The organism is Thalassovita gelatinovora (genome assembly GCF_001458355.1).
GTDB lineage: Bacteria > Pseudomonadota > Alphaproteobacteria > Rhodobacterales > Rhodobacteraceae > Thalassobius > Thalassobius gelatinovorus.
Window position 1 is genome coordinate 118995 of the sequence record NZ_CYSA01000027.1, and the last position, 14996, is coordinate 133990.

Below are 14996 nucleotides of genomic sequence, written 5' to 3' on the forward strand. Positions count from 1 at the left end.
ATGACCCAAGCGGCACGCGGCCATCTGGCCATGTTGGTGTTTTCCGCCCTCGTGGCGGGGTCGTTTTCGCTGGGCGTGATGGCGGCGAACCATATTGCGCCGACGGCCTTGACCGCGGCGCGCTTTGCCATTGCCGCCGTGTTGGTCGGGATTGCTGCCGCGCTGACCACGGGCATTCCGCGCAGCGCCTTTCGCGCGCCTTGGCGCTATCTGGTGCTGGGCGGCACCTTTGCCACCTATTTCGTGCTGATGTTCTATGGATTGAAAACCGCGCAGCCGGTGTCGGCGGCTGCGGTATTCACCCTGACGCCGATCATGGCCGCGCTGGCCGGGTTCGCCCTGCTGCGTCAGGTGACAACGGGACGGATGGTTCTGGCGTTGGCGATCGGCGGGGCAGGGGCGCTTTGGGTCATTTTCGGGGCGGATGTGTCGGCGCTGCTGCGGTTTCAGGTCGGCGAAGGCGAGGTGATCTTTTTCTGGGGCTGTATCGCTCATGCGATCTATACTCCGATGGTGCGATTGCTGAACCGGGGCGAACCGGCGGTGGTTTTCACCTTTGGCATGCTGCTGGCCTGTTGCGGGCTCGTCACTGTCTTTGGCTGGAGCGACATCATGGCGACCGATTGGGCGGCCTTGCCCGGGATCGTCTGGATCACGCTGATCTATATCGCGGTCTTCGCCAGCGCGGTGACCTTCGTTTTGCTGCAATACGCGTCGCTGCGGCTGCCATCGGCAAAGGTAATGGCCTATACCTATCTGACCCCAAGCTGGGTGTTGGTTTGGGAACTGGCGCTGGGCCACGGGGTGCCGACCGCCTGGGTTCTGGGCGGGGTGATTCTGACGGTGATGGCGTTGTTGTTGTTGTTGCGCGACGAACATTAAGGCGCGGCAGAACGGGGGGCTTACCCTTCAGAGGCGTCACCCGTTTCGCCAAGCTCGGTTTTCAGAAACCGTTCGAACGCTTCCAGGTTGACCGGTTCGAACTGGCCGAACCCCTGCATCCAGACGCTGGCGTCGCGCAGCGCGTCCGGTTCCAGTTTGCACCATTTCACCCGGCCGCGTTTTTCCTGACTGATCAGCCCGGCATTGGCCAGGATCGTCAGGTGTTTCGAAATCGCCGCCAAGGACATTTCGAACGGGTCGGCCACATCGGTGACCGCCATGTCGTCTTCAAGCAACATTGATAAAATCCGCCGTCGGGTCGGATCGGCAAGCGCTGCAAAAACGGCATCAAGGTCGGAAAGTCTGATCATGTCTTTTTCCTAGGCGGGCGGGAACAACCGGTCAACCGCGTGCTGCCAAAGATCAACCGAAAGGTTGAATAACGTTTTCCGGCGCAGATGGCGCTAACATCCGCTTGCCGGTCTCTTGCCTGCATTTTCATGCCGCAACAAATGCTCTACAAAACAATAGGTTAGCATTGGTTCGGTGGCCTGTTTTGCGTGCTTGACTCGGGTGCCTGCGCAGCATAGCAAGTGCCCGAACATCCGATGGGGGTTTTGCGCGTGACCGATCCCGACCAAAAGCAGCAGATCCAGCAGCTTGAGGCCCGGCTCGAGGCGGTTCGAAAGACCCAGGCCCCGAAACCCCGCGCGGATGAACACTATTCTCAGGCCAATATGGCCTGGCGCATGGTGATTGAAATGGTTTCCGGTCTTGGGATCGGGTTTGGCATAGGATACGGGCTTGATCGCCTGTTCGGGACGATCCCGATCTTCCTTGTCATATTCACATTGCTGGGTCTGGCGGCGGGTATAAAGACGATGATCCGCACGTCGAAAGAGATCCAGGAGCAGATATTGGCCGATGAGGCCGAGAAGAACGAGAGGGTATAGACGTGGCAAGCGAAGCGCACGGCGCCGAAACAGGCGGTCTGGTATTTCATCCGATGGATCAGTTCATCGTGAAGCCGCTCTTTGGTGGCGACACAATCGAATGGTACACGATCACCAATGCAACCCTGTGGATGGGTCTGGCGGTTGTCGCAGTCATCTTGATGATGGTTCTGGGTACCTCGCGCCGGGCCATGATCCCGTCGCGCAGCCAGTCGATCGGTGAATTGGCTTACGGGTTCGTCTACAAGATGGTCGAAGATGTGACCGGCAAGGATGCGGTCAAGTTTTTCCCCTATGTGATGACCTTGTTCCTGTTCATCGTCTTCGCCAACTTCCTTGGCCTGCTGCCGATGAGCTTTGCCACCACGTCGCATTTTGCCGTCACTGTGGTTTTGGCGCTTCTGGTATTCCTGTCGGTGACAATTTTGGGCCTGGTCAAGCACGGGCTTGGATTTTTGGGACTGTTCTGGGTGTCCAGCGCGCCGCTGGCGCTGCGCCCGATCCTGGCCATTATCGAACTGATTTCCTACTTCGTGCGTCCCGTCAGCCACAGCATTCGTCTTGCTGGTAACGTGATGGCGGGCCACGCCGTGATCAAGGTGTTCGCGGGTTTCGCAGCGATCGCAGTGGTTAGCCCGGTTTCGGTGCTGGCGATCACCGCAATGTATGGTCTGGAGGTCCTGGTGGCCTTTATTCAGGCCTATGTCTTTACCATTCTGACCTGTGTGTATCTGAAAGATGCCCTGCATCCGTCGCACTAAGGTCTGTCTCAAGAACTCTATCTATTCCAACTTCCAATCGTAAGGAGATACATCATGGAAGGTGAACTGGCACATATCGGCGCAGGTCTGGCAGCAATCGGTTCGGGTGCAGCCGCAATCGGTGTGGGTAACGTCGCAGGTAACTACCTGGCAGGCGCCCTGCGCAACCCGTCGGCAGCTGCGTCGCAGACCGCCACCCTGTTCATCGGCATCGCGTTTGCAGAAGCACTGGGGATCTTTTCGTTCCTCGTCGCTCTGCTGCTGATGTTCGCCGTCTAAGCCTTACGGAACACATCCTTACGGCCGGGTGGGCGCAGCGCGCCTTCCCGGTGTAACCGGAAGTTCCCAAGGAGGACGTCATGGCGACTGAAACGCACGAAGCCGCAGGCCACGCTGCCGAGGCAATGCAAGGGGGGCACGAAGCTGCCGCTCCGGGTATGCCGCAGCTGGATTTTTCCACCTGGGGTAACCAGATTTTTTGGCTTCTGGTCACGCTGGTCGTGATCTATTTCGTCCTGTCGCGCATCGCGCTGCCCCGCATTGCTGCGGTTCTGGCCGAGCGTCAGGGGACAATTACGAATGATATCGCTAAGGCTGAAGAGCTGAAGGCGAAGGCACTGGACGCGGAAGAGGCTTATAACAAAGCCTTGGCCGAAGCCCGTGCCGAAGCTCAGCGCATTGGTGCTGAAGCCAAGGCCGAAATGCAGGCGGAACTCGATACAGCGGTTGCCAAAGCCGATGCCGAGATCGCCGTCAAACTGGCCGAAGGTGAAAAAGTCATCGCCGAGATCCGCGCTAATGCCCTCGACAGCATCAAGGATGTTGCCAAGGACACCGCCGCAGAAATCATCGCCGCCCTGGGCAGCGAAGCCGATGCGAAAACCGTCGACGCAGCCGTGGCTGCCCGGATCAAGGGGTAAGGGATATGCGTAAACTGGCAACTCTTTTCGCCCTGACAGCGGCCAGCCCGGCCCTTGCGGCGTCTGGCCCGTTCTTTTCGTTGCACAACACGAATTTCATCGTGTTGCTGGCATTCATCCTGTTCATCGCGGTGCTGTTCTACTTCAAGGTACCCGGCATGATCGGCGGGATGCTGGACAAGCGGTCCGAGGGTATCAAGTCCGATCTGGACGAAGCCCGTGCCCTGCGCGAAGAAGCCCAAGCCGTTCTGGCCTCCTACGAGCGCAAGCAGCAGGAAGTTCAGGAACAGGCCGACCGGATCGTCGCGCAAGCCAAGGAAGAAGCCGGCATCTTTGCCGAGCAGGCCAAGGTCGAGTTGGAGAAATCCATCGAACGCCGTTTGCTTTCGGCAAAGGATCAGATTGCTTCGGCCGAAGCGTCTGCGGTCAAGGATGTTCGCGATGCAGCGATCGGGATCGCCGTTGGTGCTGCCAATGACGTGATCGCCAAGAAGATGACCGCAGCGTCCGGCAACAAGCTGATCGACGCGGCTATTGCTGAAGTTGACGCAAAGCTGCACTAAGACGCAACTGCGTCAGAGGATTTGCAAAAAAAACACCCCGCCAGTGGCGGGGTGTTTTTTGTCTGTCGATTGACGGGTCAGTGATGGCGGGTTTCGGCCGGATAGACACCCAGGATCTTGGTGTGGGTGGTGAAATAATCCAGTTCTTCCAGCGCCAGTTTGACATTCGGATCGTCCGGGTGGCCTTCGATATCGGCATAGAACTGGGTCGCGGTGAACGATCCGTTCACCATATAGCTTTCCAACTTGGTCATGTTGACACCATTGGTGGCAAAGCCGCCCATCGCCTTGTACAGCGCTGCCGGAATGTTACGGACCTGAAACACGAAAGTGGTCATCATGCAGGTTTCCCCGCGTCGGTCATGGTTCGGGTCGCGTGACATCACCAGGAACCGGGTGGTGTTATGGCCGAAATCTTCGATATCGCGGGCCAGCACGTTCAGGCCGTAAATTTCGGCAGCCAATTCCGAAGCCAGCACGCCCAGATCGGTTGCCCCGCTGGCGGCCAGATCGGCCGCCGCGCCGGCGCTGTCGGCATAGGCTTCGCCACGGATACCGTGCTGTTTGAGGAAATTGGCGCTTTGCGGCAGCAGCACCAGATGGGCATTGACCGTGTTGATCTGATCCAGCGTGACGCCGGGGTTGGCCATCAGCGCGATGCGCACCCGTACGAAAGTTTCATCGATGATATGCAGCCCGCTTTCGGGCAGCAGTCGGTGAATGTCGGCCACCCGGCCATAGGTGGAGTTTTCAATCGGCAGCATTGCCAGTTCGGCACGACCGTCGCGAACCGCCGCAATTACTTCTTCGAAGGTACGACAGGGCAGAGCTTCCATCCCGGGCCGCGCGGCGCGGCAGGCTTCGTGAGAATAGGCACCGGGTTCACCCTGGAATGCAATCCGCTTGGTCATATGTTGTTTTTCCTGTCACTTTGCCCCACTTAGGCGTTTGGTCGCGCAAACTACACCTTGCACAAGACAAGGGGAAGCGGATACATACGCGCCGACAGACACGAAACGGATGGGCTCCCATGTTTGATACGATGACCCTTACGAAAGCTGGTGGCGCGCTGTGCGGAACGCTCTTGGTGTTCTTGCTCGGTAATTGGGCTGCAGAGACACTTTATTCAATGGAAGGTGGTCACGGCGATCACGCTGAACAAGCCTATGTCATTGATACTGGCGCGGATGATGACCAGGGTGAAGAAGTCGTCGAAGAAGGTCCGAGCTTTGAAGAAGTGCTGGCCGAAGCCGATGTCGCCAAAGGCGCCAAGGTGTTTTCGAAGTGTAAAGCCTGCCACAAGATCGAAGAAGGCGCCAACGCAACCGGCCCGTCGCTCTACGGCGTTGTGGGCCGCACTGTCGGTTCGATAGACGGATTTGGATATTCGGGAAGCTTGGTCGCTGTTGCCGATGTCTGGTCCCCGGATCATCTGAACGATTTCCTGACCAATCCGAAAGGGTTCGCGCCAGGCACCAAGATGTCATTCGCTGGTCTGAAGAAGATCACCGACCGGGCCAATCTTGTCGCTTATCTGGATAGCCTGGACGACTGAGCGAACGCGTTTCGGGACGAATTTCAAAGCCGCTGTCCACATCGGACGGCGGTTTTTTGTTGGTACATGGGGATAATCACGTTTTGATCAGGTAATCTTGTCTTGAACCTGCAATATGTCTCTATAGCTTGACCCAAAAAGCAGAAGTCCATGCAGGAGAACCCGAGATGATCCCTGACCACCGGGAAAACACGAATCAATCCACCACTAAAGCCATTGCCACGCCGGCCTTATGGCGCGTGTTGACGATGATGATGGTGCTGGGTTTGACATTGCTGGCACTGCCACTGCGGGCGGAAGAAAAGATCATCCACAGCCACGGGATTTCTGCCTTCGGGGATCTGAAATACGAAGCAGATTTCGCGCATTTCGATTACGTCAATCCTGACGCGCCCAAGGGCGGGGAATTTTCGACCTGGACGTCGGGTACGTTCGACAGCCTGTCGCCCTATATCCTGAAGGGGAATGCGGCGGCGATGTCATCGGTGTTCTTTGACAGTCTGCTGACCGGAAATCTGGATGAACCTGACGCCGCCTATGGATTGGTGGCGGAAAGCCTGGACTATCCCGAAAGCCGAGAATGGGTGGTGTTCCACTTGCGACCCGAAGCGGTATTTTCGGACGGTTCCCGGATCACCGCGCAGGATGTGATGTTTTCCTTCAACGTGCTGCGCGACAAGGGGGTACCGGTCTACAAGGTTTTGCTCAAGGATGTTCAGAGTGTCGAGGCGCTGGATTCAGCCACGGTGAAATTCACCTTCGATCCCGATGGACCATTGCGTGAAATGATCATGACAGTGGGCGGTTTGCCGATCTTTTCTGCAGCCTATTACGCGGATCGTGATTTTTCGGAATCGTCGCTGGAACCGCCTTTGGGATCGGGGCCTTATGAATTGTTGTCGGTCGATCCGGGTCGGTCGGTCAAGTACAAGCGGCGCGACGATTATTGGGCTAAGGATCTGAACGTGAATGTGGGTCAGAACAATTTCGATGTTCTGACGGTGGAATATTACGCCGATTACACCTCGGCCTTTGAGGCGTTCAAGGGAGGGGCCTATAGTTACCGCGAAGAATTCCTGTCGCTGCTCTGGGCCACCGGCTATGATTTTCCGGCTATCGACAAAGGTTGGGTCAAGGTGGAAACCCTGCCCGACGGTCGCCCGGCGGGGACGCAAGGGTGGTGGTTTAACCTCCGCCGCCCGATTTTTGCCGACCCGAAGGTGCGGCAGGCGATTTCGATGGCGTTCAATTTCGAATGGTCGAACGAAAGCCTGTTTTACGGGTTGTACGAACGCACTGACAGTTTCTGGGAAAATTCCGATCTGCAAGCAGACGGGCTGCCTTCAGAGGCGGAATTGGCGCTGTTGGAACCGCTGCGTGCTTTCGTGCCGCAATCCGTGTTTACGGAACCGGCTTTTGTGCCCGAAGTGTCGAACCCGGCCAAGGTGGCGGACCGCAAGATGCTGCGCCAAGCCGGCAAGTTGCTGGAAGAGGCGGGGTGGACCGTCGGTGATGACGGTATCCGGGTCAACGCCAAGGGTGAAAAGCTGACCATCGAGATGCTGAATGACAGCCCCTCCTTCGAACGCATCTTCAACCCTTACGTTGAGAACCTGAAACGGCTGGGGGTCGAAGCGATCTATAACCGGGTTGATAATGCGCAATTGCAGGAACGCGAAAAGAAGTTTGAATTCGATATCACCGTGCGGCGCTATTCGATGTCACAAACACCGGGGATCGAATTGCGCGGCATTTTCGGATCCGACGCGGCGGATGCGGAAGGGTCCAGCAATATTGCGGGGGTCAAGAACGAGGCAGTGGATGCGTTGATCACGGCAATCGAAAACGCCAAGTCGCGCGAAGACCTGACCACGGCGGTCAAGGCGTTGGACCGGGTTTTGCGGGCGATGCATATCTGGGTGCCGCAATGGTTCAAGGCGTCGCATAACATCGCCTATTTCGACATGTATGACCGACCCTATGGCGATACCCCGCCGAAAACGTCGCTGGGGGAAATGGGGCTGTGGTGGTTCAACCCGGACAAATATCAGGCGTTGAAAGACGCCGGGGCAATCCGGTAAGGCAGCAACATGGGAGCCTATATTCTTCGCCGCCTTTTGCTGGTGATTCCGACGCTGATCGGGATCATGGTGATCAATTTCGCGCTGGTGCAATTTGTGCCGGGTGGACCAATCGAACAGATCATCGCCCAGGTTCAGGGCCAAGGTGACGTGTTCGAAGGCATCGCCGGGGGCGGTGATGCGGGCGGCGGCAGCGCCGCTGTCACCTCGGAAAGCGAATATGCCGGGGCGCGTGGCTTGCCGCCGGAATTCATTGCCCAACTGGAAAAGGAATTCGGGTTCGACAAGCCGCCATTGCAGCGGTTTTTCAACATGCTGTGGAACTATATGCGGCTTGATTTCGGCCAAAGCTATTTCCGGTCGATCAGCGTGATCGATCTGGTGCTGGAAAAGATGCCGGTGTCGATCACTTTGGGTCTGTGGTCGACCGTGATCGCCTATGCCATTTCGATCCCGCTGGGCATCCGCAAGGCGGTGCAGGATGGGGGCCGGTTCGATACCTGGACCAGCGCGGTGATCATCGTGGCCTATGCCATCCCTGGTTTCCTGTTCGCGATTTTGCTTCTGGTGCTGTTCGCGGGCGGCAGTTACTGGCAGATTTTCCCGCTCAGGGGGCTGACATCGGACAATTGGGCGGAGCTGTCGTTGGTCGGCAAGGTGGTCGATTATTTCTGGCATATCGCGCTGCCGGTGCTGGCATCGACCATTGCGGCCTTTGCCACGCTGACGCTGCTGACCAAGAACAGTTTTCTGGATGAGATCAAGAAACATTACGTGATGACCGCGCGGGCCAAGGGATTGTCGGAAAACCGGGTTCTGTATGGCCATGTGTTCCGCAACGCGATGCTGATCGTGATCGCGGGATTCCCGGCGGTGTTCATAGGGGTGTTTTTTGGCGGGTCGCTGATCATCGAAACGATTTTCAGCCTCGACGGGCTGGGCCGGTTGGGGTTCGAAGCGGCGGTGGCGCGTGATTATCCGGTGATTTTCGGCACCCTGTTCATTTTCGGTATCATCGGGCTGGTGGTCGGCATCCTGTCGGACCTGATGTATGTCTTTGTCGATCCGCGGATTGATTTCGAGAAGAGGGAAGGCTGATGGCATTGTCCCCGCTCAACCAGCGCCGTTGGAACAATTTCAAACGCAATCGCCGCGCCTTCTGGTCGCTGATCCTGTTCGCAATCCTGTTCGGCCTGTCGCTTTGCGCCGAATTCATCGCCAATGACAAACCTATTCTGGTGAAATATCGCGGTGAGTTCTATGCGCCGATTGTCCGGTTCTATCCAGAAACCGCCTTTGGCGGCGATTTCCAGACCGAAGCGCCCTATCGCGATCCTGAAGTGCAATGCCTGATCATGAGCGGCGGGCTGGAAGACTGCTGGGACGATCCCGAAGGGATGGTCGCGGCGATTTCCGACGGTAGATTTGACCAAGGCACCGATGGGTTTGAACGCGGCTGGGCGCTGTGGCCGCCGATCCCGTACAGTTATCGCACCACGGTGGATCGGCCGGGGGCGGCGCCGCTGCCGCCCAATGACATGAACTGGCTGGGAACCGACGACACCAAGCGCGATGTTCTGGCCCGGGTGATATATGGCTTCCGGTTGTCGATCCTGTTCACCCTGATCGTTACCACTCTGGCCAGCGTGGTCGGGATCACGGCAGGGGCATTGCAGGGCTATTTCGGCGGCTGGCTCGACCTGATTTTCCAGCGGGTGATCGAAATCTGGGGGGCGACGCCGTCGCTTTACGTGATCATCATCCTGTTCGCCATTCTGGGGCGTGGATTCTGGCTGCTGGTGTTTATCATCGTGCTGTTCGGCTGGACCGCTTTGGTGGGGGTTGTGCGGGCCGAATTCCTGCGGGCGCGGAACCTGGAATATGTGCGCGCGGCCAAGGCTTTGGGCGTGTCGAACCGGGTGATCATGTTCCGCCACATGCTGCCCAACGCAATGGTGGCGACGCTGACCATGCTACCCTTCATCGTCACCGGCACCATTTCGACGCTGGCGGGTCTGGATTTTCTTGGGTTCGGATTGCCGTCCTCGGCACCAAGCTTGGGTGAGTTGACCTTGCAGGCGAAACAGAACCTGCAGGCGCCGTGGCTGGCTTTCACCGCATTCACCGTGTTCGCGGTGATGCTGTCGCTTCTGGTGTTCATTTTCGAAGGCGTGCGCGACGCGTTTGATCCGAGGAAGACGTTTCAATGACCGCGCCCGTCTGTATCTCAAAATGGCAATGCACCCTGAACGGGCTTAGCGGAACGGCGGTCGCCGTGTCGGTCATTGTGCTGGGCTGGATCGGGTTCGGGATTCTGGGCGCCGATCTGTCCGCGCGTCGTTTTGGCACTTTGCTGTGGCTTTGGGCGGTGCCCTTCGGACCGGTGGCGTTGTCGGTGCTCTATGCCGGCCTGATGCGGTGGCAGGCCCGGCCCCTGAACTGGTTCGGGTTGTCCTTCACCATCGGTGGCGCGATCTGGGGTGTGATCATGCTGAATGCGATGAGGTCTCTATGAGTATTCTTGAGGTCAAGGACCTGACCGTCGCTTTCCGGCAGGACGGCAAGACCAACATGGCGGTCAAGGGCGTGTCGTTCAGCGTGGACCGGGGTGAAACGGTGGCCCTAGTGGGGGAAAGTGGGTCCGGAAAATCGGTGACCGCTTTGTCCACTGTGTCCTTGTTGGGCGATGTGGCGCAGGTCGGTGGCTCTGTCAGCTATGACGGTCAGGAAATGATCGATGCGCCGGACCGGTTGCTGCGCAAGGTACGGGGCAATGATATCAGCTTCATCTTTCAGGAACCGATGACGTCGCTAAACCCGTTGCATACGATCGAGCGGCAGCTGACCGAATCTTTGGCCCTGCATCAATCTGTGGTGGGCCATGAAGCCCGGACACGCGTGCTGGAACTGTTGCAGAAGGTCGGTATCCGTGACGCCGAAAGCCGACTGGGTGCCTATCCGCACCAATTGTCGGGCGGGCAGCGGCAGCGAGTGATGATCGCCATGGCGTTGTCCAACAAGCCTGACATCCTGATCGCGGATGAACCAACGACGGCGCTGGACGTGACCATTCAGGCGCAGATTTTGGAATTGCTGGCCGAATTGAAGCGGTCCGAAGATATGGGGCTGTTGTTCATCACCCACGACCTGAGCATCGTGCGGCGGATCGCTGACCGGGTCTGCGTGATGAAGGATGGTGAAATCGTCGAAACAGGGCCGACTGCGGCGATTTTCGAAAATCCACAGCATCCCTATACCCAGAAGCTGCTGTCGGCACAGCCATCGGGGCAGCCTATCGCGGTGCCGGCAGGGGCCAAGGAATTGGTCAAGACCGACAGTTTGCGGGTCTGGTTCCCGATCCAGCAGGGTTTTTTCAAGAAGGTCGTCGGCCATGTGAAGGCGGTCAATGACGCCACGATCAGCGTGCGCGAGGGCGAAACGCTGGGCATCGTTGGCGAAAGCGGGTCGGGCAAGACCACGCTGGCGCTGGCGATCATGCGCTTGATCGGGTCCGAGGGCGGTATCACCTTCGACGGAAGCGACGTGCGGGGGTGGTCCACCAAACGATTGCGGGCGCTGCGCAAGGAAATGCAGATCGTGTTTCAAGACCCGTTCGGCAGCCTGTCACCACGGATGACCTGCGAACAGATCATCGCCGAGGGGCTGAGCGTGCATGGCGTCGAACCTGGGCGCAACCGGCGCGACATGGTGGCCGAGGTGATGCAGGAGGTCGGGTTGGACCCCGCCATGATGCACCGCTACCCGCATGAATTTTCCGGCGGGCAGCGGCAGCGCATCGCCATCGCCCGCGCGATGATCCTGCGGCCGCGTCTGGTGGTTCTGGACGAACCGACCAGTGCTTTGGACATGACGGTGCAGGTGCAGATCGTCGATCTGTTGCGGCATCTGCAGGACAAATACGGATTGGCCTATCTGTTCATCAGCCACGATCTGAACGTGGTGCGCGCGATGAGCCACAAGATGATCGTGATGAAACAGGGCGATGTGGTCGAAGCGGGATCGGCGCAAGACCTATTTGACAATCCGCAGACCGACTATGCCCGAAGCTTGCTGGCTGCGACGCTGGAACCCAGCGGCTAAATGCCCGACAGTTCCACCACCACGGCGGCGTGATCGCTGGCATGGGGACGGTGATGGCCCACACCCGGCAGGTGGGGGCCTGCATTGCGACGGGTTTCCAACCCCATGCCGCTGCGGATAATCCGGGGGATCGCATCGGGCCAGCGTCGCGCCAATGCCGGGCTGGCCAGCATGGCATCGGGATGACCGTAAAGGTGCTCAATCGGGTTATGCCAGGACCATCGGTCCGTGCGCGCGATACGGTCCAGCAGATCGACGGCAAAGCCATCGCGCAAGGGGGCAATCGCGGCCGCGCGGTTTTCGTTGCGGGCGGGTTCGTTCAGATCGCCAAGGATCATCCAAAGCGCCCGGGCATGGTCGGGGATTTCGCGGGTGATCAGTGTTCGCAGCGCCTGTGCTTCGGCGCGGCGAATGGCCCAGACCTGATCGCTGTCAGGGTAGGGCGCCTTGAAATGGCAGATGAACAGGGTCAGGGGACCAATTTCAACCAACAGCACATCGCGGCGAAAAATCGGCAAATCGTCGGCAAGAGCATCGAAATGAAGGTTCAGACCCTGCGGGGTCAGGTCGGCATGGGACCGGATCAGCGCCGGTTCGATCCGCGACATCAGCCCGACATCCAAGCCGCGCCCGTCATTGCCCGGCAGGCAGGTGCGGAACGGATAGTCAGCCCCGAGCGGCGCAAGGTCATGGGTGTTGAAATGATCCAGCGTCGGCTGATTGAAAACTTCCTGCAACGCCAGAATATCGGCATCGGTGTCACGGATGACCTGCGCAGTCAGGGCGCGGTCGGCGCGATCAAGCGCTTTGGCCTGTGCCCCGTGATCCTGTGGTACGTCGCCATCGCGTGCGCCATCCAGATGGGTGCCGCGCAGGCGCAGGTTTTGCAGGTTGAATGTGGCAATACGCATGGACGTACCCTATCCGGTCAAAGACGCATTTTCCACGCCGGAACCCGCCGCGAAATCTGTGCCGGACTGCGTTTTCCCCCGCAGCTTAGATTGCCGAACTGTGCCCGGCCTTGGATAGATCATAGGCATCAAAGCTACGCGCGATGATCCGGGTCAGCGGGCGTGCTTTGGCGGGGATGGAAATATCCAGACCCTGACGGTTCAGAATGCCGGGGAAGGAGGTTTCAGCCTTGGTCACCATGTCTTCGAGCTGTGCGCGACTGACATCGTAGCAATCCAGCAGTTCTTCGCTATCAATGGCGAAATTGCACATCAGCATTTCTATGATCCGGCCGCGCAACTTGTCATCGGCGCTGAATACATGGCCGCGCGCGGTCGAGAACCGACCATCGCGTATCGCGGCTGTATGAGCCCCGGTAGAAGGGTGGTTTTGCGCATATCCCTGTGGGAAACGCGAAATCGACGATGCACCGACGCCGATCAGAACCTGGGAGCGATCATCGGTATAGCCTTGGAAATTGCGCCGAAGCTTGCCCGCCTTCTGTGCCACCGCCAAGCTGTCTTCGCGGGTGGCGAAATGGTCGATGCCGATTTCAACGTAATTGTCCCACAAAAACAGGCTGCGCGCGGTTTCGAACAGTTCCAGCCGTTCCTGCGGTGTGGGCAGGGCGTCAGAGGGGATCAACTGCTGGCGTTTCGCCATCCATGGCACATGGGCGTATCCATAAAGCGCCACCCGGTCAGGATTAAGCGACAGCAGTTTCTGTACGCTTTCAGTGATCCGTTCGCGCGACTGATGCGGCAGGCCGAACAGGATATCGGCGTTGACGCTGTCAATTCCATGCGCGCGGATCGCTTCGATCGCGTCGCGGGTCACGTCATAGCCCTGGATCCGTCCGATGGTCTGCTGGATTTCGTCATCGAAATCCTGCACCCCGATCGACGCCCGATTCATCCCGGCTGCGGCCAGAACGGTCAGGCGGGCGTCGTCGATTTCGTTGGGATCGATTTCCACCGAAAATTCGGCCCCTTCGGCAAAGGGGGCTACATCGGCAATCGCCCCGGCCAGATCACGCATCATCGACGGTGACAACAGGGTCGGAGTACCGCCGCCCCAATGTAGCCGCGACAATTTCACACCCCTTGGCAGTACGTTTTTCAACAGGGCCAGTTCGGCTTTGAGCGTTTCCAGATAGGCAATGACGGGGGAATCGCTTTGTGTGCCTTGCGTGCGACATGCACAAAACCAACACAGCCGGCGACAAAATGGAACATGGACATAAAGAGATATTTCCGAGTCAGGTTCTATCTCTTTGATCCATTGGGAAAATTTTTCAGCGTCCACATTTCCTGAAAAATGCGGGGCCGTGGGGTAACTGGTGTACCTTGGCACTTTCGCGTCAAACAGTCCCAGTTTTGCAAGTTGCGTTTTGGTTTCCATGCGCATAGCCTCTAGTAGAAACGAAGTGGGTCCTCTTTGACCCAGATCAAGCGCGCGAACGGTCCGAGATGTTGAAAGAAGAGCAAGCCCAGATTAGCCATGAATGCGACGACTGTCCGATCCGGCACCGTGCGGTTTGCGCCCGCTGTGAAGCGGATGAATTGGATTTGTTGGAAGCCATCAAATATTATCGCAGCTTCGAAGCCGGTCAGACGGTGATCTGGTCCGGTGACAAGATGGATTTCGTGGGATCGGTGGTGACCGGTATCGCCACGTTGACCCAGACGATGGAAGATGGCCGCACCCAGATGGTGGGGCTGCTGTTGCCCAGCGATTTCGTCGGGCGTCCGGGGCGCGACGGGTCAGCGTATGATGTGGTGGCGACCACCGATTTGGTCATGTGCTGTTTCCGCAAAAAGCCATTCGAACAGATGATGGAAAGAACCCCGCATATCGCGCAGCGCCTATTGGAAATGACGCTGGACGAACTGGATGCGGCGCGCGAATGGATGCTGGTGCTGGGGCGCAAGACGGCGCGGGAAAAGATTGCCAGCCTGCTGTCGATCATCGCCCGGCGCGATGCCACGCTAAACCTGCGACCGACCGAAGGGGCGCTGGTATTTGACTTGCCGCTGACTCGCGAAGCGATGGCGGATTATCTGGGCCTGACACTGGAAACGGTCAGCCGCCAGATTTCGGCGCTGAAACGCGATGGTGTCATTCATCTGGAAGGTAAGCGGCACGTGACGGTGCCTGATTTCACCCGACTGATGGAAGAAGCCGGCGATGACGCCGATGGCGGCATGTTCGCCTGACGCCCGTTGGGCC

Annotated in this window: 17 protein-coding genes; 13 read left to right on the forward strand and 4 right to left on the reverse strand. The window is 58.4% G+C overall.

Going from position 1 to position 14996, the window contains the following annotated elements; translation table 11 throughout:
• Positions 1 to 882 carry a DMT family transporter gene (locus TG4357_RS16885; protein WP_058264078.1) on the forward strand — a complete coding sequence of 294 codons (882 nt, stop codon included), beginning with the start codon at positions 1 to 3 and terminating at the stop codon, positions 880 to 882.
• 20 nt (positions 883 to 902) lie between these two features.
• Here the strand turns inward: TG4357_RS16885 and TG4357_RS16890 are convergent, their stop codons facing one another.
• Positions 903 to 1253, reverse strand: a complete 351-nt coding sequence (locus tag TG4357_RS16890) for an ArsR/SmtB family transcription factor (protein ID WP_058264079.1) — start codon at positions 1251 to 1253, stop codon at positions 903 to 905.
• 252 nt (positions 1254 to 1505) lie between these two features.
• Between TG4357_RS16890 and TG4357_RS16895 the strand changes: the two genes are divergently transcribed.
• The 5 genes from TG4357_RS16895 (at position 1506) to TG4357_RS16915 (ending at position 4079) form a co-directional block, all read left to right on the forward strand.
• The gene (locus TG4357_RS16895; protein WP_058264187.1) at positions 1506 to 1835 is read left to right on the forward strand and encodes an AtpZ/AtpI family protein; all 330 of its coding nucleotides are present in this window, start codon (positions 1506 to 1508) and stop codon (positions 1833 to 1835) included.
• A 2-nt stretch (positions 1836 to 1837) separates the two neighbouring features.
• Positions 1838 to 2596 carry a F0F1 ATP synthase subunit A gene (locus TG4357_RS16900; RefSeq protein ID WP_058264080.1) on the forward strand — a complete coding sequence of 253 codons (759 nt, stop codon included), beginning with the start codon at positions 1838 to 1840 and terminating at the stop codon, positions 2594 to 2596.
• A gap of 54 nt (positions 2597 to 2650) precedes the next feature.
• Positions 2651 to 2875, forward strand: coding sequence for a F0F1 ATP synthase subunit C (locus tag TG4357_RS16905; protein WP_025046967.1), 225 nt, complete (start codon positions 2651 to 2653; stop codon positions 2873 to 2875).
• An 80-nt stretch (positions 2876 to 2955) separates the two neighbouring features.
• Complete coding sequence (locus tag TG4357_RS16910; protein ID WP_058264081.1) at positions 2956 to 3516, forward strand: F0F1 ATP synthase subunit B'; 561 nt, start codon at positions 2956 to 2958, stop codon at positions 3514 to 3516.
• Between the two features lie 5 nt (positions 3517 to 3521).
• Positions 3522 to 4079, forward strand: a complete 558-nt coding sequence (locus tag TG4357_RS16915) for a F0F1 ATP synthase subunit B (protein WP_058264082.1) — start codon at positions 3522 to 3524, stop codon at positions 4077 to 4079.
• Positions 4080 to 4156: 77 nt separating this feature from the next.
• On the opposite strand, the gene TG4357_RS16920 is transcribed toward TG4357_RS16915, so the two are convergent.
• A complete protein-coding gene (locus TG4357_RS16920; RefSeq protein ID WP_058264083.1) occupies positions 4157 to 4990 on the reverse strand; it encodes a prephenate dehydratase in 834 nt (277 codons plus the stop codon).
• A 119-nt stretch (positions 4991 to 5109) separates the two neighbouring features.
• On the opposite strand from TG4357_RS16920, the gene TG4357_RS16925 reads away from it, so the two are divergent.
• The 6 genes from TG4357_RS16925 (at position 5110) to TG4357_RS16950 (ending at position 11816) form a co-directional block, all read left to right on the forward strand.
• A complete protein-coding gene (locus TG4357_RS16925) occupies positions 5110 to 5634 on the forward strand; it encodes a c-type cytochrome (protein ID WP_058264084.1) in 525 nt (174 codons plus the stop codon).
• A 167-nt stretch (positions 5635 to 5801) separates the two neighbouring features.
• Positions 5802 to 7715: an extracellular solute-binding protein gene (locus TG4357_RS16930; RefSeq protein ID WP_074646840.1), complete on the forward strand. Its 1914-nt coding sequence runs from the start codon at positions 5802 to 5804 to the stop codon at positions 7713 to 7715.
• 9 nt (positions 7716 to 7724) lie between these two features.
• On the forward strand, positions 7725 to 8813 hold the full coding sequence (locus TG4357_RS16935) for a microcin C ABC transporter permease YejB (RefSeq protein ID WP_058264085.1): 1089 nt from the start codon (positions 7725 to 7727) through the stop codon (positions 8811 to 8813).
• Entirely contained in the window at positions 8813 to 9925 is a 1113-nt protein-coding gene (locus TG4357_RS16940) for an ABC transporter permease (protein ID WP_058264086.1), read from the forward strand. The genes TG4357_RS16935 and TG4357_RS16940 overlap by 1 nt, the downstream gene beginning before the upstream one ends.
• Positions 9922 to 10230, forward strand: a complete 309-nt coding sequence (locus TG4357_RS16945) for a hypothetical protein (protein ID WP_058264087.1) — start codon at positions 9922 to 9924, stop codon at positions 10228 to 10230. The genes TG4357_RS16940 and TG4357_RS16945 overlap by 4 nt, the downstream gene beginning before the upstream one ends.
• Positions 10227 to 11816, forward strand: a complete 1590-nt coding sequence (locus TG4357_RS16950) for an ABC transporter ATP-binding protein (RefSeq protein WP_058264088.1) — start codon at positions 10227 to 10229, stop codon at positions 11814 to 11816. Before TG4357_RS16945 ends, TG4357_RS16950 begins: the two co-directional genes overlap by 4 nt.
• Here the strand turns inward: TG4357_RS16950 and TG4357_RS16955 are convergent.
• Both TG4357_RS16955 and hemN read right to left on the reverse strand, forming a co-directional pair.
• The gene (locus tag TG4357_RS16955) at positions 11813 to 12727 is read right to left on the reverse strand and encodes an endonuclease/exonuclease/phosphatase family protein (protein ID WP_058264089.1); all 915 of its coding nucleotides are present in this window, start codon (positions 12725 to 12727) and stop codon (positions 11813 to 11815) included. The two genes, TG4357_RS16950 and TG4357_RS16955, sit on opposite strands and share 4 nt — an antisense overlap.
• An 85-nt stretch (positions 12728 to 12812) precedes the next feature.
• Entirely contained in the window at positions 12813 to 14168 is a 1356-nt protein-coding gene (hemN, locus tag TG4357_RS16960) for an oxygen-independent coproporphyrinogen III oxidase (protein WP_058264090.1), read from the reverse strand.
• A 68-nt stretch (positions 14169 to 14236) separates the two neighbouring features.
• Between hemN and fnrL the strand changes: the two genes are divergently transcribed.
• Positions 14237 to 14983 carry a transcriptional regulator FnrL gene (gene fnrL / locus TG4357_RS16965; protein WP_058264091.1) on the forward strand — a complete coding sequence of 249 codons (747 nt, stop codon included), beginning with the start codon at positions 14237 to 14239 and terminating at the stop codon, positions 14981 to 14983.
• The last annotated feature ends 13 nt before the right edge of the window (positions 14984 to 14996 follow it).